Source organism: Blautia marasmi, assembly GCF_900258535.1.
Lineage (GTDB): Bacteria > Bacillota > Clostridia > Lachnospirales > Lachnospiraceae > Blautia > Blautia hominis.
Genome location: NZ_OIWX01000001.1, coordinates 2,621,975 through 2,642,970, shown reverse-complemented (window position 1 = coordinate 2,642,970; position 20,996 = coordinate 2,621,975). Strand labels below are relative to the sequence as shown.

Genomic DNA, 20,996 nt, shown 5'->3' with positions numbered 1-20,996 from the left:
TCAATCCCCTCCTTTTTCCCCGCCAAGGGCTATGATCTCCACCGGAATCCCCTGCTCAGTCAGCATACGGAAAAAATTCCGTTCAATCCTTGTATTTGCATACCCGGAAGTAAAGCTGACCGTCAGTTTATTTTTCCAGGAGCACATGCAGAGCTCCATCTTAGGCGTACTGGTGTAAAAATCAAACCAGTCGATATAAGGTTCACACTCTACGGGCATTTGGATTCTCCCAATATTGGAAAAGACAGCCGTGTCAGCAGAAGTGGAAAAAGCGGCTCCTGCCTGCATCCCCCACAGTTTGAGCGGGAGAGGCAGAATGCGCATAAATGGATTTTTCTCCATCCGCATAAATCCATTCATACGTGCGGCGATCCGCTTGGGTGTCAGCTCCTTTTTGAAGAACTCTGCAGTAAAAGCAATGACATCCTCCAGCTTTTCGCTCTGTTTTGAAAAATTATATCCAATATCGATCCACCCGAAAAAATTTCTGACGGATGAGGAGGGAAAATAACTCCTCAGATTTACTGGGATCATCAGGGCCACAGGCCGCTTTTTCTGTCTCGGACTCATATCCCTTGCAATGGCGCAGAGAAGTACAGCCGTGAGATATACCGTTGCTGTTGTCTGAAAACTGCGTGCTGTGCTTATCAGAGCATCTGTGGGCACAATGCCTTCCACCAGTCTCATCTGCCCGTATTCCAGGCGGTGATATTTAAGCTGATGGGATTTGTATTTCGGTATATCCTCAGCAGCTTCCTTGTTAGAATAATATTTATCAAAGCTGTCCTCAGCCATTTCCTCATCCGTGGCATCCGCCTGCACCTGGGAAACCGGGCCTTTTACACAATGGGGGTAGGCTTCCATCAGATAGTAATATATAAGGCTTTTCAAAAACTGAAGCGCCCCGGTACCGTCTGTGAGAGCGTGATACGTCTCAAAACTGATACGCTTTTTATAATAAGTAACCTCAAAAAGAAGGTTTTTCTGGTCTCTCACGTAAATCTGACTGCAGGGCGGGCGGTACTCCTCCCTGACCACAGGCCTCAGTTCTGACTCCTCCAGATAATTCCAAAATATACCACAGCGCAGGACGCAGAGGAAAAGGCTGTAATCCTCCATACACAGATCAAGGGCCTTCTGCAGCTTTTCAGGATTTACCTCCTCTGTAAGCTGACAGGAAAGCCGAAAGACACGCTCATCCTTCTTCCCGCTGGTGGCAGGAAAAATCTTTGCTGTATTCTCCAAAGTCCTCCATTTTTTTCTGCTGAAATGGGCCATTCTCTCACTTCACTTTCCGGAATGTGCATGAAACACATTTATGGCAATCGGTACTTTGCATTTTATGGGACCAAATCCACCCTAAAGCCGGGTATGCAGATTGCCCGAATGAATTTCAGACACACTTTAATCTCAAACAGATATCTTTAAAAATCTATTGACGTAGTCATAAGTTTCCCGAACAGCCGGATATACAGGCTCCAAAAGGAAAAAACCATGTATACCGTCTGCGATCCGGTGCGCTGTCACGTCCACGCCCGCCGCTTTCATTTTCTCCGCGTAATCCTCCCCCTCATCCCTAAGAGGGTCCAGTTCCCCTGTGATCACCAGGGCCCTGGGCAGGCCGGAAAAATCTTCTGCCAGCAGAGGCGCAAAATAAGGATTCTGCCTGTCCTCCTCACAACTCTGGTAAAAGTCCAGATAGTCTGCCATATTCTGCCTGGTCAGAAGATAATCCCTGCCGTTTTCCAGAACAGAAGGATAGGCGTTTTCCTCACTATAATCATTATTGACACAGGGATAGATCAATATCTGCCTTTTGGGCATAAATTCCTTCCTGTCCCGGGCCATCTGGCAGACAGCCGCAACAATATTTCCCCCTGCGCTGTCCCCCATAAGGGTAATCTGGTCAGGCTCCGCATTTAAAATAGTCCGGTCCAGGAACACAGCCTTGGCTGCTGCATAACAATCCTCTATCTGGGTGGGGAATTTATGCTCAGGCGCTAATGGATAATCCACAGATACTACCACATGCGCCGTATTCTTTGCCAGGTTCCAGCATACCCGGTTATAGGATTCCACACTTTCGGTCACAAATCCGCCTCCGTGTATGTAGAGGATGACCGGATATATATTATCCGACATTTTCCCTGTATCAAGAGATTTATTTTTCTCCTGGAAGGCTTCAATATCCACCGTATCGTAAGACTCCTCATTAGGAAAATAAATTCGCACAGGCACTTCCCTGCCTTCATTGTAAATCTTTGTGTCCAGTGTCCGATAAAAAGGCTTGAAGGGATCCAAAATCTTCAGATTCATGATCCGCCTGGATTTTTGAAGATCCAGTTTCGTCTCCGGCTCGGACAACGCTTTCAGTACCAGGTGCATTGCTTTATTCATGAGCAGATTCTCCTTGTTTTCTTATATTGATTGTTGCAGATATTTGGTCTGGTGTCAATGCGAAATGCGGGTTATCCCTGTATCAGCCGCAAAAAAGAGACTGCTGTGTATAACCACACACAGCAGCCCCTTTCCCAATACTATTATTTACTCATTGAGGACATGCTAACACTTCTAAGGGAGGATAATTCTGATAAAATCTATTTTTTGACCACTTCATATCCCTGGAAACCTGCCGCTTTCTGCAGATATTCCGGGTCCAGCCTCGGCATAAGCTTGCCGATTTCCCATGGAAATACTGTATAGAACCATCTGTTAATACGGTCTACATAGTTGAACCAGCTCCATAACAGGCTCTTTAATTCTTCCTTGGTCTGAATGGTATCATAGGAATCTTCAATGTCCAGTGTAAACTGCCACATCAATTTCAGATTCAGCCACGGTGCCGGGCATCCCTCACCAAACTGTCCGCCCATAAGATTTGCCATCTCATGATTCAGATATACGAACATCTGCTTACAGTGTTCCAGTGTAAATCTGTCATCTCCTAAAATACAGTACATGGCTGGCTCAATGGTCCACCATCCCATTGCCTGGGTATCACCTGTCAGGAAAAAGAGATTTCCCAGTGTCTGTCCCTGTGTACCGGCTCCACTGGGGTAAACCCCCATTTTGGACATGGTAATGTATTCCGGCTCATCAAACCAAATACGGTCATTTTCGGCCTCTATAGAAGCCTTAACGTCTTTCCAATGTTTTCCCATTCCTTAACCCTCCATTCTACTGATTGTAATTGTTCCCAGTTTGTGATATAAGAAGCTGTGGTTCCACAGATCTTCCCGCGCTTTCTCCAGGTCATCCATGCACTCTTTGTCAACCTGAAGCACATATGCGCCGCCTGAGCGAAGAGGTTCTGTACAGCTTGGCCCGTAACAGAACAGGATATTCCATCCGCACCAAATCAACTCACCCGCCTGAACCTCCAGTTTTCCCGGACCCGATACCAGATAAGGGCTGTCCTCAACAAGAGGGCTGGTCTGGTCACCGATGTATTTCGGCGGGTCAATCGGGGGTCTTGGAAATAATACAGTCAAATCCCCCGTAGACAAAGTTGGATGTGAGAAGAATTTCACTGGTTTTTCGAGGAATTCCCAGAAATTCTCAGCCATCACAGGTTCTTCCTTGTCCCTAAGTGTTCCCGTGAACTTTATTCCGCAGCTGGGAACCTCAAACAATACTTTTCTCATAGTTTTTACCTCCATTTTTTTGTATATGTAAATCTTTTAGAGACCTACATTCAGATTAAGTTTTTTCCGGCATCAACAGGTATTACCGCGCCGTTTATATATTTACTGCAGGCTGACAGAAAAAGGACCAATTCTGCCACCTCTTCCTTGCTTCCCCTGTGGAGAGGAATACCGCCAATTGTTATGATATGATTATCCTGATCCACCATTTCCCCTCTGGATGATAGAATATCATTTCCTTGGGCTGAGTCCAGAAAGGATGCCGGGCATACTGCATTGCACTGTATATGCGGGGAATATGTAACTGCCAGCATCTGCATGAGTTTGGCTAGTCCGATTTTAGCTATGGAGTGGGGAATAAAATCCGGCCAATTTTCATAAAAAGAATTACCTATCATGGCCAGCATCTTTCCACCGCCGTTTTTCATCATTAAGGGCGCTGCCGCCTGGCTTAGGAAAAAAGCCCCCTTTAAAATAATTTCCATGGAACTGTCCCATACAGCCTCTGTCACCTTATCTATAGGCTGCTCATTAAAATTACTGGCATTGTGCAGAAGAATGTCAAGACGCCCATAATACTCTTCCACTCGTTTGACAGCCCTCCTAAGCTGCGGTATGTTCCTGTTGTCCGCCTCCACAGCCAGGCATCTGCGTCCCAGCCTTTCAATCTCTTTTTCCGTCTTCTCCGCTTCCTTCGGCATACCACAATGTGTTATCACAAGGTCTGCCCCAGCTCTGGCATAACTAAGCGCAAAATATTTTCCTGCCTTCTCTGCACCCCCGGTGACCAGCACCACTTTTCCTTCTAATTGAAAATCCATCCGCACCTCCTACGGCATAGGCATGATTTCCCCTCCTGCCGCAAAAATCGTCTGCCCTGTCAGATACCCATTTTCGGGAATGAGAAAAACCATTATGGCATACGCCACATCCTCCGGCGACGCAAATCTCCCAAGAGGGTTTGCCCGCAGTTGTTTTTTCTCCAGTCCCTCCCAGTCCCGGCCCAGGTTTTTGCCGGGCGCAGCAATTTTTCCCGGGGCCACTGTATTTATCGTTATATTATATCTGCCCTCTTCCAGAGCCGCTGTTTTGCTGAATGCATTCATTCCCGCCTTCACTGCGGAGAACGGTGCACACCCTTCAAAGAAACGGCAGGAAAGCCCCCCTGATAAATATACAACTCTTCCATACCGCTGTTTTCTCATATACGGGATGACTGCCTTACAGATATGAAAGTGGGCTTTCATAGCCTCCACATGAGGCTCCCAGTCTTTCCAGCTCATATCCGATACTTTACAAGGTTCAAATTCTTTGTCTCTGTGTATCAGATTCACTACACCGTCTATTCGTCCCAGAAAATCACAGGCTTCCCGCACACATCTTTGTACATCTTCCTCATCCGCTGCATTTCCCTGTATGACAACAGCTTTACGCCCCAATGTCCTTACGCGCTCTGCCACCATATCCGCTTTATCTCTTCCTCTGTTACAATGAACCCCAATATCGGCTCCTTGTGTTGCCAATATTTCGCAGACGGTTTCCCCCACTCTGCCTGTAGCGCCAAATACTATGACTTTTCTGCCTTCCAGGGCAAATCTCATCTCCATCCCTCCTGCTTACTGATACATATTACTCAAACCGAATATCCGCTCAATAATATAGATAACAAGGAATGATATCAGGATAAACACTGCGGAAAATGCAGATACCATAGGTGAAAATTGTTCTGTTATGTGCGTATACAGCCTGAGCGGATAGGTTACCGTGGAAGCATTTCTCAAAAACATAATAATGACAGCTTCATCAAAAGAAACAACAAAGGCAAATATAATGCCTGATATGATTCCCCTTTTTATACATGGAAGGGTAACCTTGTACAGGGTCTTCACAGGCCTTGCTCCCAAAACCAAGGATGCCTCCTCAAAACTCACATCCAGCCCGTATAATGCGGCCGTCACACTCCTGATAATATACGGAATCTGTATAGCACAGTAAGATAACACCAGTTTCCAATACGGTACCACAAACTTCCACGAGGAAAATGCCAGAAGGAAAGCTACCGCATACACTACAGTGGGCACCACCATAGGGGCCATGAAGATCAGTTCAAATATCTCTTTTAATCTTCCCTTTGTCTTCCAAAAGTAGAGGCTGACCATTGTGCCTAACACAGCAGAGATCAGTGTGCTGACCACGGCTATCTTTAAGCTGATAAATACAGATTCAAAAAAATCCGCATTATGCAGCGCTTCCACATACCATTTTAATGTAAAACCATGGGCAGGAAATACCGCCCGGTTTCCCTCTCCGAAAGATGTAATGATCACCACGAGCAGAGGCAGAAGGAGAAAAAGATACACAACGGAGTTAAATATTGTCCCTGCCACTTTATATTTACGCATAATTTCACCTCTCCCTCAGATTATTCCTGTATCCTCATTTTATTAGAAAGGAAACTGGACAATGTAACAATGAACATTGACACAAACAAAAGAACTACGGACAGCGCTGCAGCAAAATTCCAGTCAAAGATAAACATTGTCTGCTGATATATCATATTGGTCATGACCATGACCTTTCCGCCGCCAAGCATTACCGGAACCATAAAAGCCGCTGTATTTAATGCAAATACCAAAAGCGCACCCGATACGATTCCCGGAGATGTCAGAGGAAGTGTTACCTTGAAAAAAGTCTTTATAAAACCTGCCCCAAATACATAAGATGCCTCCTCCACACATGGGTCCACGTTCTCAATAGGGCTTATCATGATCATTGCAAAATACGGCAGACCGCAGTGGATCAGGCCCATAATCACGCCAACATTACTTCCCAAAAAATTCTGGGGTTCGGAGATAATATGCAGTGCCTGCAGAACGATGCTGAACACACCACTCTTTGGCAGGATTGCCATCCATCCAAACATACGAATGGTTATGGATACCCAAAGAGGAAGCACCAGAAAAGTTGTGGCAATACTCCGCTTCCATCCTTTCATATGGGCAATTTTATAAGCAACCGGATATCCCATGAGAATACAAAATACGACTGACCACAGGCTCAGAATAAGTGTCCTTGTCAAGACTCCTATATAATACCTGTCCTTAAAAAAAGCTGTAAAATATTTAACTGTATACCTTCCAGTCTCCTTGTCACAGATACTCAGCCACAGCATACTGGCCAGAGGTATGAGATAGATCACCATTAAAAAGGCCAGGGGAAGAATAATGTACCACTTATTCACATAGGTCCATTTTTTCTCTTTTTGTTTCATAAACACCCTCCTGTTCTGGTTTCCACCCATCCCGCCTGACATTCAGACGGGTATCGGGCGGAGGGCTGAGTCTTAATTTTTAAACACCTTATTCCAGCGGTCAACAAATTCTGCTCTGTCTTCCTCTGTTATCATTTCTTGATCAAAGAATATAAGTTTCTGTATCGCTTCTTCGCCATACGGCATAAATGGCTGCAATTCTTTTGGGACCTCACACTTTTTGTTGGACGGCGCATAGAAATTATTGGTGGCATAAGCATATTCCGCTTCCACTCCAATCAGCTCATTGACCAGTTCATTTGCCAGTTCCGGAACCTTTGTATTTTTAGCTACTGCTACATATGTGGGCATTCCGGGAAGACCTTCTTCCAGGTCCGCATAGGAGATATCATCGTGGCCGTCATTTGACAGCATGGCTGTACGTCCGTTGGTGTGAATGGCAATCACTGCATCCCCATTAATAAGGGCGGTATCTGTATCGCTGTGCTGAGTAGAAACCATGTACACATTAGGTGCCAGCTCTTCTAATTTCTCAAAAACACCATCCCAGCAGGATTTATCCGTAAGGCTGGAATCAAAGAATGCATGTGCCGCCATTTCTGCAAGTTCATAGCCGCCTCCAAACGTTACATCACTCACGATCACCTTTCCGGCATATTCCGGATTCCAGAGATCCTTCCAGCTTGTGGGAGCGTCGATCAGGTCATTGCGGTAAGCAAATCCTCTTGTACCCCAGTTGGTGATCACTCCGTATTCATTTTCCTTAGCCTCATCATATAAATCCGGTGCGTTAGACATAGAATCATAATCCAGCTCTTTGGTCACTCCCAGTAATTTTCCGTTCATCATCTCATAATAGTTTACATGCAGGACATCTACAGAAGGGTCATCGCCTTCTGCCTTTAACTGCGCAAGCGGTGCCGAACCAAGCACGATTTCCAAGGTGGCTCCTGTTCTTTCCTCGAACGCAGGCTTTACAATATTCCTCAATGTCTCTTCATATGTGCCGCCCCAGGATGTGACTCGCACCGTCTGACCCGCATATGGCTTTTCCGAGGTCGTGTTGTCTGCACTGCTGTCCGTTTTTCCGCTGTTTTCTGTCTGCTCCTTTTGCTCTGTCTCTGCCGGCTTTTGTTCATCGCCATCGGAATTTCCGCCGCACCCTATGCATCCCAGGGCTACAACTGTACTGAGAGCCAGCATTGCCATTTTTCTTTTCATTTGTGTACCTCCTTTGTGGAATTTTATTTAAAAACTGTGTCTTTACAGTTTTTAATCGCCTCCTATCAACCCACCAGTACCATTTTCTCTTTATTGAACTGAACCTTAACAGCTTCCTGTACCTGAGCAAATGCTTGATCCGGATGAATTTCACACTCGAGAGTAATACCGCTTGCAAGTTTGACTTTATACCTGACGGCAGACCCCAGGAAATTCCGTTCCTCCACTACTGCATCAAACAAATTTCCGGCAGTGGCATGGACAGGCAGAATATTTATATTCTCGGGCCGAACCAAAATAAATCGTTTATCACCCACATGGATCTCGGAAGGAGAGATACAATGGACTGATATACCGTTATGGAGCATAACCTCCACATGCCCCTCTGAAATTTTTTCTACCACGCCTTCAAGGAGATTTGCATGACCGATAAAATCTGCCACAAACTTAGTTTTCGGCATACTGTAAAGTTCTGTGGGGGAGGCAAGCTGCTCAATCCTGCCTTTATTCATCACTGCAATCCAGTCTGAGATCGTCAGTGCTTCCTCCTGGTCATGAGTAACGTAAATAGCTGTAATATTTAATTGTTTCAAGAGACTGCGGATCTCAATTCTGGTCTGAACCCTTAGTTTCGCGTCCAGATTGGAAAGAGGCTCATCAAACAGCATGATTTTAGGTTCCACAACCATTGCCCTGGCCAACGATACCCTCTGCTGCTGCCCTCCGGATAACTGTCTCGGAAACCGGTCCTCCACTCCTTCAAGCTGTACAACGGATAGTACCTCCTCTGCTTTTTTCTTCAAAATCTTTTTGTCCTTAACCCCCCTGTTCTTCAGGCCATATACTACATTGTCGTAGACACTCATATGGGGAAATAAGGCGTAATTCTGAAAGACCATTGCAATGTCCCGTTTGTACGGCGGTTTTTCCGTGATTTTTTCTCCAGCCAGAAATACATCTCCCTCTGTAGGGGTCAACAGGCCTGCGATCATCCGTAAAGTCGTTGTCTTTCCGCAACCGCTTGGTCCCAGCAGGGAAAGAATATCACCCTTTTGTATCTGGATATTGATCTTGTCCACTGCCCGGAATCCTTTATACTCTTTTACAAGCTCTTTCAGTTCCAATTGACTGCTCATTTTATCCCTCCTTCATTGGATTATATATGTATATATTTATGTATAGTCCAAATTATAAATGATGTTTATTTTTCTTCTGACCAATCCGTTCGTATTTCCTTTGATGGTTTTGATTATAGTCACGCCATATAGATTTGTCAATGCTTTTTTCGTATTTTAGGGAAATTATTTATTTATTATCCAACTATTACTTATTAAATGTTGTTTTTTTAGTTTATTCAAACATGATTTTTTTGCTTTATTGATATATACAAATCTATTTTATTTTATATTTCTATTGTTTTATAAAATATATTGTGATATAATACCCACAAAAGTTATACATATATACATATTGTAAAAATTTGTATAGTTCTATGAAAGGAGACAATCTTATGAAAAAAATCATCAATGATCCATTTGACTTTGTTGATGAGTCAATGGGGGGAATCCTTGCTGCCCATTGTAATCTTCTGAAAACTGCAAAAGGGAACGTAAGGGCAGTCATCCGCGCTGATGCGCCTGTGTCCGGAAAAGTAGCTGTAGTCACAGGCGGTGGTTTTGGGCACCTTCCTGTTTTTCTGGGGTATGTGGGAAAGGGTATGGCTGACGGCTGCTCTGTAGGCAATGTTTTCTCCTCTCCCACTTCCTCACAGATGAAGCAGGTAACAAAGGCAGTGGACGGCGGAAAAGGGGTATTGTATCTTTACGGAAGATATCAGGGAGATATGATGAACTTTGATATGGCTGCTGAAGATTGTACTGAGGAAGGTATACAGGTAGAGTCCGTTTTAGTTACCGATGATGTCGCTTCTGCCCCCCGCGATGAATGGCAGAAGAGACGAGGGGTTGCCGGTCTGTTTTTCGCCTATAAAATAGCCGGGGCTAAAGCAGAAACAGGGGCTGATCTGTCATCTGTCAAGGCTGCTGCTCAAAAGGCGGTGTCCAATATGAGAAGCATGGGTGTAGCCCTTGGTTCCTGTACCCTCCCCACAGTGGGCAAACCTACTTTTTCGGTTTCAGAAGACGAAATGGAGATTGGAATGGGCATCCATGGTGAAGCAGGCGTAAAGCGCTGCAAACTCCAAAATGCGGACAAAATAGCCGCAGATCTGATCGACTATGTGGCAAATGACCTCCCCTTTTGTAAAGGGGACGAGGTTGCTGTGCTGGTGAACAGCTTAGGAGGCACCCCACTGGAGGAGCTCTATATACTCTATGGGAAAATTGATCAGTTGCTCTCTGAAAAAGGCATCCACATCTATCGTCCTTACGTGGGACGATATGCATGCTCAATGGAAATGCCCGGTGCTTCTCTGACTTTAATGAAATTGGACGAGGAACTAAAGGATCTATTGGATGCACCTGCCACGACACCTTTTTTTACACAGCTTTGAAAGGAGATACCTATGAAAAATGAGTTATTTACAGAAGATATCCGCCAGATGATGCTCCGTCTCAGTGACCATATGATTTCTGCCGAAGCAATGCTGACAAATCTGGATTCCGCGATTGGCGATGGTGATTTAGGCATGACCATGGTAATAGGATTCACTGAGATTAAGCAAAGGATAATAGGTCAGAATTTTGCATCCATTTCTCAGCTCCTCCTATCCTGTGCCGATGCCTTTGCAGAAAAAGCCGCCTCAACATTCGCAACCCTTTTCATCTCAATGCTGAAAGCGGCAGGAAAACAGGCAGAAGCTTTCACCTGCATTGACACTTCAAAAGCCTCGCAATTATTTGACGCGGCTGTCACCGGTGTACAAAAAAGAGGGCACGCACAAATTGGTGACAAAACCCTTCTTGATGCCCTCATTCCCGCTGCTGACTCTCTTCGACGTTCATCAGAGCTGGGGCTGCTCCTACCGGAGGCCGCCATTCTGGCACAGGAAGCCGCTAAAGCAGGAGCTGAAAACACCATAAATATGAAAGCTAAAACAGGCCGTTCCGGATATCTGGGAGAAAGGACCATTGGACAAAAAGACCCCGGCGCCGCAGCTATTGTTTTGGTCCTCCAATCCTTTACGTCATATATCGTGTAAGCAGCACATAATACAGAGGGGTTCCGTTTATGCGGAACCTTTCCTGAAAACGGAGGTAAACATATGAAACAGGTTTCTTCAGAGAGTATGGGAACCCGGCCTTTGCTGCCGCTTATTATAACACTGTCATCTCCCATTATGCTCTCTTTACTGGTGCAGTCCCTTTACAATATCATCGACAGTGTATATATATCCCGATATAACAGCAATGGCCTCACAGCATTATCTCTGGCGTTCCCTGTGCAGACCCTGATCACCGCCGCAGCTTCAGGAACCGGTGCTGGCACAAATATAATAATTGCAAAAGCTTTAGGTGCAAATGACAAAAATAATGCCTCCTCCACTGCATTTAACGGGTTTGTTTTGTCATTGATTAATTGGAGTTTTTTTGTTATAATAGGCATACTGATTTTAAAACCATATTTTTCCATTTTTACAGCCAACACAGAAGTGGCTTCCCTGGGGCTTAAATATTTAAGCATTATACTTCTCTTCTCAATTGCCCCATTCACTGAAAACGTTGCTGTCAGAATTCTGCAGGCAACAGGCAACACGGTTCTTCCTATGATCTTTCAATCAACTGCTGCCCTGCTGAATCTGATATTAGACCCAATTTTTATATGGGGATTCGGATTCATCCCTGCAATGGGAATTTCTGGGGCTGCAATTGCAACTGTACTGTCGCAGTTTCTCTCAGCAACTCTGGCAGTGATTACAGTCTTTTTCAAACAGACTGTTCTTACTGTGTCGTTCCGTATTCCCAGTTTTAATCTGATAAAGGAAATCTTTATCACAGGGCTTCCTTCTGTATTGGGTATGGCTCTGGTCTCAGCTTATATTTCAGGGCTTAATGCTGTACTTACGCGTTTTTCTGAGGACGCTGTCTCTTCCCTGGGCATCTATTATAAGCTGCAGACCTTTCTGCTCATTCCCACTTACGGATTAAACCAGGGTGTAACTCCCATCATGGGATTCAATTACGGAGCCAAAAAATACAGACGCATGTGGAATACTTTATGGTACAGCCTTATTATATCAACCGCCACGCTAATTGCAGGAACCTTGTGCTTCTGTCTGTTCACTCGTGAAATACTGCTTTTCTTTCACGCATCAGACAGTCTTCTGCATACAGGAATACCTGCCCTGAGAATAATAAGTACAAGCTTTCCATTTTTTGGTCTGACAATTTTAATGCCCACCTTATTCCAAAGCACTGGCTATATTCGGCAGAATATTATCATAACCCTGCTCCGTGAAGTTGTTCTGCTGGTGCCGATCGCCTGGGCATTTTCCCATTTAGGCTTGACCTACACATGGTTAACATTTCCTATATCAGAAAGTATTGCAGCTTTTATATCCTGCTATTATACTTATATATTGTTCCGGGGACCACTAACTTACCGGGGTCTGTCCCCCGAATAAAATATGCTGACTTTCAACAAGAAAGCGCGGATTGAAACAATACATTGAAGTGGAGGATTTTTCTTGAAATCAACAGATATCGTCATCGATAAAACTTCTGACCAGCCCATCTATCAGCAGATAGCGGACAGAATCACACAGTCGGTGCAAAAGGGGTTTTTAAATCCCGGGGACAGGCTCCCGACCAGCCAGGACTTTTTTGATACTTACGGTATTGCGAGAGGAACCGTGAAACATGCATACAATATCCTTGAAAAGAACGGAATTGTCACTGTCATTCAGGGCAAAGGTTCTTTTATCAGGGAAAAAGACGCCCCTGTACAGACCATAGATGCAGTAGACCAGTATCTGGACGAACTGCTCGCATTGGGTTTTTCTCTGGATGAAATTGAAGGACTTGTGAGCAAAAGATTAAAAGCTCTTCAAGATGAACAAAATGTGTTTAAAATAGCTGCCATGGAGAGCTGCCCGGAAATACTGGATTGTCTGATAACAGATTTAGAGCAGTTTCCAAATACAAAGGTTTTTCCTTTTCTGGTAAACGACATGGGGGGAAAGCATACATTTTCCATTCAGGATTACGATTTGATCGTGATTATGGAAAAAAACATTCCGCTTTTCCTCGGAACGGAACTGGAACACGAGGAAAAAAATAAAATACTGCCTATTTCCACAATCCTGTCACCCGGCACACTGAAACTGCTGGCCAAAATAGTTCCCGGAGAACCCACCGGAATTTTATGTCAGAGCAAACGCTTTGCCGGGATTTTAAAATGGGAACTTTCTTCACTGAATGCCATGCTGTCTCCCAAGGAAGTTCTGTTATACAGCACCGGAACAGCAGACAACCTGCACTCATTTTTAAAAGACAAGCGCCATTTGCTTATATCATCAAACTTTTCACGAAACTGCAGCCCGGAACAGGAAAAAATCCTCCAGGCTTATGAGGCCAGCGGCGGGGAAGTTCTACCCGTCCACTATACCATCGACAGTGGATCCGCACTCTATATAGAAGAGTTTATAAGAAACTATCACTTTTCAAATTATAATACTTCACGTTGAAGGGGAGTATCATTATGAATATCATCATAGATAAAAACAGTTCTGTTCCGTCCTATTTACAGATAGCAGAACAGATCAAAGAAAAAATTAGCAGCCGCGAATTATCTCCCGGTGACAGGCTTCCCACAGAGCGGGAGTTATCCGAGGCAGTCCATATTTCAAGAGGCACGATAAAAAGAGCCTATGACGAACTTGGAGATGTGGGGATTCTGGAAAGGATCCAGGGAAGCGGTACTTTTGTAGCCCAGCTGCAGGATCTGTCCATTTTAGGCAACAGCGACAAAGCAGCCCGAATAATTGATAAAATGATCACCACTCTCTCCCGAATGCATCTATCCTATAATGAAATGGAGGACCTGATCAATTCCAAACTTCAATGGAAACGCCAGGAATCCCGAAATATCCGGGTGGCTGTTGTAGATTGTAATATGGAGACATTGAGCCTCATCAGCAGCCAGCTATACAATATTTCCGACGTGGATGTCACGGAATTGATACTGAGTGATATTGTAAAATGCCCACAGAAGCTGACCTACGGTTATGATCTAATACTTACAACTAAAAATCATTATCTTCAGGTCATCGACCTTGTCCCCAGGTTAGCAAGTCATGTCATGAAAGTTGCGATCGTCCCCTCACAAAAGGTCCAGTATGAGCTGGCCGGCATACATGAAAATATGTCTGTGGGCATCTGGTGCATGAGCCAGGAATTCGCCAGTGCTGTCTATGACAACACCATGACTCTTGGCCAGGGAACTCCAAGAATTGATTTTCAGCTAGACAATGCACCCTGCTCTCTGTCTGATTTTCTGAAAGGGAAGGATGTGCTGATCTTACCGTACGATTATTTAAGCGGGAGCAAGTCTGACGAGCTGGAGGTTATCCAAAAATTTATGCAAAGCGGAAAACAAGTTATCTTTTTTGAGTACCACATAGATCAGGGTTCCCTGATTCATATCACACATGAACTGGAACTATGCCGGGAGAACAGAAGGCCCGTGTCATTAAAAGGTATATAGATCTTGATCTGAGAGGGCGGCTGCCTGCGGCCGCCTTTTTTATCTGCACCTACATATCTATTTAGGGCATCCTATGCATTTTGTTCCGTAAATTTTTCACTTCTTATCTTCGCAACATTCATCATTATTTTTCCCGTTTCCGGCAACACTATAATTAAATTCATTGAAATACTGGAGGTTATCGAATGAAATTATGTAAACTTATCCCCATATCCCTTGCCACTCTTATCCTCATGACCGGATGCGGTTCCGGAAAATCCAATACGGAAGATTACCTGAAAGAAGAAAATGCCATTATGGATAAAATGATGGATGAAATGGACCGTGCCCAGAATACCGGCAGTGCGGAGCTTGATTTTCTGAACGGCATGATTCCCCATCATCAGTCAGCTGTAGATATGTCCAAAAGTTATCTGGAATATGCCGGAAAAGATGGTGAATTCAAAGGTCTGGCAGAGAATATAATCAGTGCCCAGAATACGGAAATTGATCAGATGAACACTATGATAGAACGTTTTCAGAAAGTGGAAAACCCGGATACCGAAAAAGAAGCTGCCTATTTGGAGGATTATCGTACCATGATGGATAACCATCACAATTCCCACACCGGGGCAGAAACCTCCGACATGGAGACAGCCTTTGCACAGGGCATGTCCATGCATCATCAGATGGCAGTGGATATGGCAGAGATAATCCTTAAATATACAGATGATAAGGAGCTTACAGCATTTGCTGACAACATCATCACACAGCAGGAAAAAGAAATTGAAGAAATGCAGTCTTATCTGGATGATAACACGGACAGCGGGAGCCATAAACATTAGAATATTCCGGTAACTTACGTGCTGCCACACCGGAAATGATCCACAGAAAAAAGATATCTGCCCGGATTCCCTAAACCGGGCAGATATCTTTAATTTTCTCTATCTTTTCTCTCTCTTAAATCTCACCCCTGAAAAAATCACCAAAAGGGCATCTTGCGGGGTATCCGGGGAATCATCATTATCATTATCCCCGGGGGCCTCACCCGGATCCTCCTCAGCCTCCCATATTGAACTCTACAGTCGCCTGGGCATTTTCTATCTCAGCGTCCATGTCCGCATTCTGCTGTGTAATGTTAGAAAGGGCAACACCAATAGCATCTCGTGCATCATAGTAAAACGGTCCCGTAATGTTTGACGGTGTCTTGGTGGCAAAATCTACAATCTTCGCGTATACTGCGTCGTTCCCGAAGAACGCAACATCCTGGTTATAAATATCAGATTCCGCTGCCGGCGCCCATGTGGAAAGAGCTCCCTTGCTGATCAAATCGTCATACAGTTCTGTGCTTCCGGCAAATGTGGATTTAAAGAAATCTTTTGCCAGATCCTGATTTTTACAGTTGGAGGTGATGACCCAGGAAGATCCACCGCTGTTTGAATAATTAGTTGCACCCTCAGATTTGTCCAGTTTCGGCATATCTGTAATCGCCCACTTACCTGTCTGGTCCTCTTTTCCTGTTACAGTCGCCATGATCCAGCATCCGTTCATAGCTCCTGCAACGGTTCCGTTATTGATAGACGCAACATACTGATCCCAGTCTGTCACTTCCACAAGCGTCCCGTCTTTTACCATCTGTGTATAGATCTCCATGCATTCTTTCAATGCGTCATTGCCTACAATATTGATCGAACCGTCCTCGTTAAACATGGAGGCACCGCAAGACTGGAGCATCATCATGATCTGGTCCGGGGAGCCGGCCTGTGCGGTTATCATGGGCTGTCCTGCCTTTTCTTTTACCACTTTGGCTTTTTCCATAAATTCAGACCAGGAAATATCTGTGAAATCATCAATGGTGAATCCTGCCTGCTCCAGATAGTCTGTGCGCAGACAGTTGATCACAGCACCGTTGTCAAAGGGGACACCCAGATTTTTGCCGTCTACTGTGGAGTATGCTGCCTTTGCACTTGAGAACTGTGTAAAATCAATTCCTGAATCCGAAAGGTCTGTAAATACATCCGGATAATTGGTGGCATATTTCTGGAAAGAATTATCCTGCATCAGAAAGATATCAGGCAGTGTACTCAGATCCCCCGCTGAAACGGCTGTAGTAACCTTTGTCTCAATATCATCAGACTGCATCTCCGTAACTTTAACCTGGAATCCCGGATGGTCCTTTGCATAAAGTTCCGCTGCCTTTTCAATGGCATAGATATTGAAATTAGGGTCCCAGCACCATGCAGTCAGGGTATTGTCATCCCCTGATGCGGCTTCCGCGTTATCTTTTTCTGTACCTGCATCCTCTTTTGTCTCTGTTCCTGCGTCTCCTTTTGTCTCTGTACTTCCGTCACTTCCACCGCAGGCTGCCAGTGAAAATACCATTGCGGAAGCCAGGAATACTGCTACTACTTTTCTTCTCATAACTTAACCTCTCAATCCTGATTACTGTTTACGTGTTACATGTTTGCGCGCATTTTGAAGATTATATTGATTCAGCCGGATATTACTGCCCATAATTTGCTTAAACCGCAGCTTTTGTTCAGTGACAGCTGAATTTCTTCCAATTTTATGTAAACTAAATTCTTCTGGTAATTTCTGTTTTTCTCTGTTATAATTGGTCTCAATTTATCTTCCCCTAACCGGGACAAGCCTAAAAAGGAGGCCTTTATGAAAATCTCACTGCTTCAAACTATCTCTGCAGACCATATGGATCTGGAGGAATATTGTATGGACAATGGCACCGTGTCCGTCCATGTTCTCTCCTACGGCTGCGCTTTGACCGGCATCTATGTACCAGATAAAAAAACAGGAAAAAAAATCAACATTCTGTTATCCTTTGACGATCTTACATCCTATCTGCGCAATCCTCTGTACTGCGGCGCTGCCCTGGGACCCAATGCGGGCCGTATTTCAGGCGGATCCCTGGACATTGACGGCAGACATTACCAATTATCCCAAAACGATGGTGTCAATCACATCCACGGCGGCTTTCACAATCTTTCTTTTCAGAACGCCGTTTTGGTCAGCAGGGAAACCGACAAGGAATCTGCAGCGCTTACCTTTCAGGCCGTGCTTCCCCATGGTCTGGACGGCTATCCCGGCAGCCGGTGTATTCATATTACCTACCGGCTGTTCTCTGACAACCGTCTGACCGTCAGTTTCCGTGCATCCAGTGACCGGGAGACTTATCTCAATCTGTCCAGCCATGCTTACTTTAATCTGTCCGGGGATTTTACCAAAAATGTCCATAGTCACAGGCTGTTTGTCCGAGGAAACGCGTTTGCAGAAAATGCCGAAACACATATACCTATGGGAATATCCCATACCGCCGGAACACCCTTTGATTTTTCCACCCCGGTCTCCATACAGGAAAACATGGACAGATACCCGCAGAATATGCAGATACAGAGAGCCAGAGGATTGAACCATGCCTTTTTGTTAAACAAAGAACACAACCCCTCCGAGCCATCCCTGGTACTGGAAGATCATCCATCCGGACGAAGCCTGAAGCTCTATACGGATACCCCTTCCATCGTGGTCTATTCGGGAGGCTTTATTGAAAATACTTATAAGATCAATGGGGGATGCCTCTCATCCCCGCACTGTGCCATAGCCCTGGAGCCGCAGGATATCCCTGATACTCCAAACTGCGGCCTGGCCCCCATGCATATCCTAAAGCCCGGTGCGCTCTATCTAAGAACTTTCACCTATGCCTTTTCTTTTTAAAATCATAACTGTTCAGTACCCTAACAGTTACAGGCAAAAATCCATGCAGAATCGCCTTTGGCGATGGGATTTTTAGTTACTTAAAATCTATCTTATCTCGTCCCTTGCAGATACGGCACTCAGTTCACAGGCTGTGCCGTTCTGCATTTCGGGCCATTTTTCCAGAAACCTTTTATGGCCTTCATGCAGTGCGTAGATTTTCACCAAAAGTCTTTCAGGAAAATCAAAATACCGCAGGCTTACTTCTGCCGGCTCCCCGGTATAGTAATGATCATTGAGCATCTCATCTCCCTGATATATTTCAAGCTTATCTCCTCCATATGCAAATGTGAGGATGCAATCCAGTATATCTTCCGCATACTGTATCTCTATTTCATACGTCCCGGTTTCTTCATCCTCAGAGATTAAACGGAATTTTGCAGCGGTCTTACCGCTTTCCTTTTCTCTCTCATAAACAGTGAAGGCGCCATCCCTGCCGCATCTGGCAAAACCGGGAATTCCGGATGATATGTCTGGATAACATTTTATCTCTGTATGGGGTGCCCCGGTTACTTTTATCTCCCCATCCTCTTCCCACACATAATTATCGGAGAGTATCAGATAGTCTCTGTCCAGTGTGATCTTCCATGCGTTCAGAGCATCAGCTCTGGAAAGATGCAGCGTCAATGCCGCGTCTTCCCCCTTCCAGCAGTAAAACGGCTCATAGTCACCGTAAAATACATAGCAAGTCTCCGAACCTTCCAATCTGCAGAGAGGTGTTGCGGCTGCCGAGACCAGTTCCCTGTCCCCCAGTTTCATGTGATAAGGAAAAAATCCATAAGCTCCGGAAGGTATGTCCATTTCATGAAATTCCACCGTGTCTCTGCACCTTCCTGTAAGCTTTACCCCTCTGTGGGTATCCATGGTCCTTTTTCTCTGATAGTTATTAAAAAATACATATCCGTGCTCGTCATCATGTCTCCATGAAGTCCTGAGAGAATGGGTATCCTCAGGGCTGACATCCGCAGGCACTATCTCCTCCGGAAGTTTCGCCATGTCATCCCCAAAATCAGCCAGAAACATGGCAAGCAGCTTGATCTCTTTATATGTCTCCGATATCTGTCCGTATTGGCGGATCGGGGCAAAAAAATCGTAATTTATTACAGGCACGTTGTTGGGATACCCACTCTCTTTGCTCTCCTGCAGAGTAGAAAGCTTTCCTTTCGGGTTGCTCCCCCCATGATACATATAATAACCGAGCATAGCCACACCGGAGCCAAGCTTTGCAAGAGACATGGCACCGATATCCGTTCCCGTAGGCACAGGTCTTCTGTGTTCCGTGGGCTGCAGACCGCCGCCCAGCTCTGCCGTCAGATAAGGAAAATCCTCCGGGGAAAATGTCAGCTCAGCGCTCACGTGATGGTCATTGGCTACCAGGGCATCATTCCTTTTTCCGCTGAAAACGTAATTCTCATTTGCCTCTATCTCCGTAAGCCGTAGATCCCAGGGCGCTTCACAGTAGCCTGCCATGACCGGCAGCATACCGCCGGTCACAGCGCCGCCCCACCCGGTAGCCGTATAAAACGGCACCCGGAAGCCTGTTTTTTCAGCCAGCCCTTTCAATGTCCTCATGTGCTGTTCTCCTGCTTCACCGGAAGATCCACCCACATGTCCATACTCGTTTTCAATCTGTATGCCGATCACGGGACCGCCGTCTTCGTACATCTGTCCCCTGACCTGCTCATAGATCTGTTTCCAGAACCGCTCTACATAGGCCAGATATCTCTCGTCATCGCACCTGAGCGTGAATCCCTTCTGCATCAGCCAGTCCGGAAAACCACCGTTTCTCACCTCACCATGACACCAGGGTCCAATACGGAGAAACAATTTCATATGGATTTTCCGGCAGAGTTCCACAAATTTCTTCAGATTCCGGCACCCTTCAAAGACAAAGGTCCCTTCCTCCTCCTCATGATGTATCCAGAAAACATATGTGGCTGCTGCGGTAATTCCGCCTGCTTTCATTTTCCGCAGGGATTCCTCCCAGAACTCCTCCCGTAAGCGGCTGTAATGGATCTCACCCATTACCGGAAACCATGGATTTTCGTCTTTTATCAGATAATTCTTGTTATATGTATATCCCATATAAAATCCCATCCTTCTATCCTCAGGTATACTCCGGAGCACTTGCTGCACTACAGATACTTTAGCCTGCACTGTATACAGGGCAATCCTTTTCCGTTTTGACCGCCGAGGTTTTATGTTGGCTATAGGTAACTATTCAGTAGGCCTGCGCATTCACTGCGCTGATTGTAAGAATGTGTACCACGGCCAAGGAAAAATCCCATCGCCAAAGGCGATTCTGCATGGATTTTTGCCTGTAACTGTGAGGGTACTGAACCGTTACGGTTATAGTATATATGGTAATGCCCATGGGTAAAATGCTGTATTCTGCTATTTGATGGACTATTTTCCATTTACAAAGCAAAAAACCGAATTTTGCTGCACTCCTG

Annotated in this window: 19 protein-coding genes; 7 read left to right on the top strand and 12 right to left on the bottom strand. The window is 45.2% G+C overall.

All coding sequences use genetic code 11. From position 1 onward, the window contains the following. From C6P39_RS11450 to C6P39_RS11405, 10 genes are all read right to left on the bottom strand, one after another. A complete protein-coding gene (locus tag C6P39_RS11450; RefSeq protein WP_158661542.1) occupies positions 1-1,245 on the bottom strand; it encodes a hypothetical protein in 1,245 nt (414 codons plus the stop codon). 165 nt (positions 1,246-1,410) lie between these two features. Next, positions 1,411-2,397 carry an alpha/beta hydrolase gene (locus C6P39_RS11445; RefSeq protein WP_095174851.1) on the bottom strand — a complete coding sequence of 329 codons (987 nt, stop codon included), beginning with the start codon at positions 2,395-2,397 and terminating at the stop codon, positions 1,411-1,413. 200 nt (positions 2,398-2,597) lie between these two features. Beyond that, positions 2,598-3,161, bottom strand: a complete 564-nt coding sequence (locus C6P39_RS11440) for a cucumopine synthase-related protein (protein WP_095174852.1) — start codon at positions 3,159-3,161, stop codon at positions 2,598-2,600. Positions 3,162-3,164: 3 nt separating this feature from the next. Further along, positions 3,165-3,644: a hypothetical protein gene (locus C6P39_RS11435; protein ID WP_033139839.1), complete on the bottom strand. Its 480-nt coding sequence runs from the start codon at positions 3,642-3,644 to the stop codon at positions 3,165-3,167. A gap of 50 nt (positions 3,645-3,694) precedes the next feature. Beyond that, entirely contained in the window at positions 3,695-4,465 is a 771-nt protein-coding gene (locus tag C6P39_RS11430) for an SDR family NAD(P)-dependent oxidoreductase (RefSeq protein WP_095174853.1), read from the bottom strand. Between the two features lie 9 nt (positions 4,466-4,474). After that, the gene (locus C6P39_RS11425) at positions 4,475-5,245 is read right to left on the bottom strand and encodes an SDR family NAD(P)-dependent oxidoreductase (RefSeq protein WP_158661541.1); all 771 of its coding nucleotides are present in this window, start codon (positions 5,243-5,245) and stop codon (positions 4,475-4,477) included. Between the two features lie 15 nt (positions 5,246-5,260). Then, positions 5,261-6,046, bottom strand: coding sequence for an ABC transporter permease (locus C6P39_RS11420; RefSeq protein ID WP_095174855.1), 786 nt, complete (start codon positions 6,044-6,046; stop codon positions 5,261-5,263). Between the two features lie 20 nt (positions 6,047-6,066). Then, positions 6,067-6,915 carry an ABC transporter permease gene (locus C6P39_RS11415; protein ID WP_158661540.1) on the bottom strand — a complete coding sequence of 283 codons (849 nt, stop codon included), beginning with the start codon at positions 6,913-6,915 and terminating at the stop codon, positions 6,067-6,069. 72 nt (positions 6,916-6,987) lie between these two features. After that, positions 6,988-8,136, bottom strand: a complete 1,149-nt coding sequence (locus C6P39_RS11410; RefSeq protein ID WP_095174857.1) for an extracellular solute-binding protein — start codon at positions 8,134-8,136, stop codon at positions 6,988-6,990. A 65-nt stretch (positions 8,137-8,201) separates the two neighbouring features. Beyond that, positions 8,202-9,272, bottom strand: a complete 1,071-nt coding sequence (locus C6P39_RS11405; protein WP_095174858.1) for an ABC transporter ATP-binding protein — start codon at positions 9,270-9,272, stop codon at positions 8,202-8,204. Positions 9,273-9,646: 374 nt separating this feature from the next. Between C6P39_RS11405 and C6P39_RS11400 the strand changes: the two genes are divergently transcribed. The 6 genes from C6P39_RS11400 (at position 9,647) to C6P39_RS11375 (ending at position 15,623) form a co-directional block, all read left to right on the top strand. Beyond that, positions 9,647-10,648 (top strand): dihydroxyacetone kinase subunit DhaK, encoded by a 1,002-nt coding sequence (locus C6P39_RS11400; RefSeq protein ID WP_095174859.1) that lies wholly within the window; start codon positions 9,647-9,649, stop codon positions 10,646-10,648. Between the two features lie 12 nt (positions 10,649-10,660). Then, on the top strand, positions 10,661-11,296 hold the full coding sequence (dhaL, locus tag C6P39_RS11395) for a dihydroxyacetone kinase subunit DhaL (RefSeq protein ID WP_095174860.1): 636 nt from the start codon (positions 10,661-10,663) through the stop codon (positions 11,294-11,296). A gap of 63 nt (positions 11,297-11,359) precedes the next feature. Then, entirely contained in the window at positions 11,360-12,718 is a 1,359-nt protein-coding gene (locus C6P39_RS28745) for an MATE family efflux transporter (protein ID WP_095174861.1), read from the top strand. A gap of 63 nt (positions 12,719-12,781) precedes the next feature. After that, a complete protein-coding gene (locus tag C6P39_RS11385; protein WP_104803869.1) occupies positions 12,782-13,780 on the top strand; it encodes a GntR family transcriptional regulator in 999 nt (332 codons plus the stop codon). Between the two features lie 14 nt (positions 13,781-13,794). After that, on the top strand, positions 13,795-14,799 hold the full coding sequence (locus C6P39_RS11380; RefSeq protein ID WP_104803868.1) for a GntR family transcriptional regulator: 1,005 nt from the start codon (positions 13,795-13,797) through the stop codon (positions 14,797-14,799). A gap of 185 nt (positions 14,800-14,984) precedes the next feature. Next, the gene (locus C6P39_RS11375) at positions 14,985-15,623 is read left to right on the top strand and encodes a DUF305 domain-containing protein (RefSeq protein WP_104803867.1); all 639 of its coding nucleotides are present in this window, start codon (positions 14,985-14,987) and stop codon (positions 15,621-15,623) included. Positions 15,624-15,837: 214 nt separating this feature from the next. On the opposite strand, the gene C6P39_RS11370 is transcribed toward C6P39_RS11375, so the two are convergent. Further along, complete coding sequence (locus C6P39_RS11370) at positions 15,838-17,199, bottom strand: ABC transporter substrate-binding protein (RefSeq protein ID WP_104803866.1); 1,362 nt, start codon at positions 17,197-17,199, stop codon at positions 15,838-15,840. A gap of 246 nt (positions 17,200-17,445) precedes the next feature. Here C6P39_RS11370 and C6P39_RS11365 point away from each other — a divergent pair, with 246 nt between their 5' ends. Then, positions 17,446-18,504: an aldose epimerase family protein gene (locus tag C6P39_RS11365; RefSeq protein ID WP_104803865.1), complete on the top strand. Its 1,059-nt coding sequence runs from the start codon at positions 17,446-17,448 to the stop codon at positions 18,502-18,504. A gap of 87 nt (positions 18,505-18,591) precedes the next feature. Here C6P39_RS11365 and C6P39_RS11360 read toward each other — a convergent pair whose 3' ends face one another. After that, positions 18,592-20,628, bottom strand: coding sequence for a beta-galactosidase (locus C6P39_RS11360; RefSeq protein WP_104805909.1), 2,037 nt, complete (start codon positions 20,626-20,628; stop codon positions 18,592-18,594). Positions 20,629-20,996 lie beyond the last annotated feature (368 nt).